Origin of the sequence: Nocardia sp. CY41 (assembly GCF_009829325.1) — a bacterium.
Taxonomy (GTDB): domain Bacteria; phylum Actinomycetota; class Actinomycetes; order Mycobacteriales; family Mycobacteriaceae; genus Nocardia.
The window spans coordinates 1-657 of record NZ_VUOS01000140.1; the positions used below are offsets into that span (position 1 = coordinate 1).

A 657-nucleotide genomic window follows, 5' to 3' on the forward strand; every position below is an offset into this window, starting at 1 on the left:
GTAGTAATCGTGCGGAAAGCAACGAAGTTGCCTTGACCAGCAGAGATGGCGGGTTTCCGGTTACCCCGATTTCGTCGTCCGCGTGGCGGTCAGATGTCGTTCCAGTCCCATGCCGGGGCGGGGCTGCCGTTTGCCTCCCGGCCGAACCGGTAGAGCCGCTCGTTGCCGGGCTGCTCGCGGAACAAGCCGAACAACCCCTCCTCGGGCAACCGCTGGATGAGTATCTCGACCTGATGGTCTGCTCCGGCTTTCCGCAGAGCGGCCGCCAGAGCCGTGGCGGTCTGCTCGTCGCCGAGCGGCACCCGCATCCCGAGATCGCGTTCCAGCAGGGTGGCGACCTGGGCTCGCGCGCCGGCCTCCGTCAGGATGTCCAGTATCTGGGCGAGGGCTCTCGCGTCGTCCAGGGGGATCCGGCCGACAGCCCGACCGGCCAGCAGCCCGACCTGCTCTCGAGCCCGGGCGTGCCACAGTCCGTGCAGCAGGGCCGCCACGTTGGAGGCTCTATCGAGCACATCCTCGGAGGTATCGGCGGCAGCGCGGTCGGCCAGCAGCCTGCCCTGCTCTTCCGCACCAGCCTCGTGGAACTCGATCAGCAAGTCCCGTACCCCGAACAGCCGGTCGAGCCTGACCTGCCGGGCAGGATCTCGCGATACCAGC

The 657-nt window shown here is 68.0% G+C and carries 1 protein-coding gene; it reads right to left on the reverse strand.

Translation table 11 applies throughout. From position 1 onward, the window contains the following. Window positions 1-89: 89 nt before the first annotated feature. Window positions 90-657 (reverse strand): hypothetical protein (locus tag GVY64_RS37080; RefSeq protein WP_159851374.1); only part of this gene is annotated, 568 nt, incomplete at its 5' end.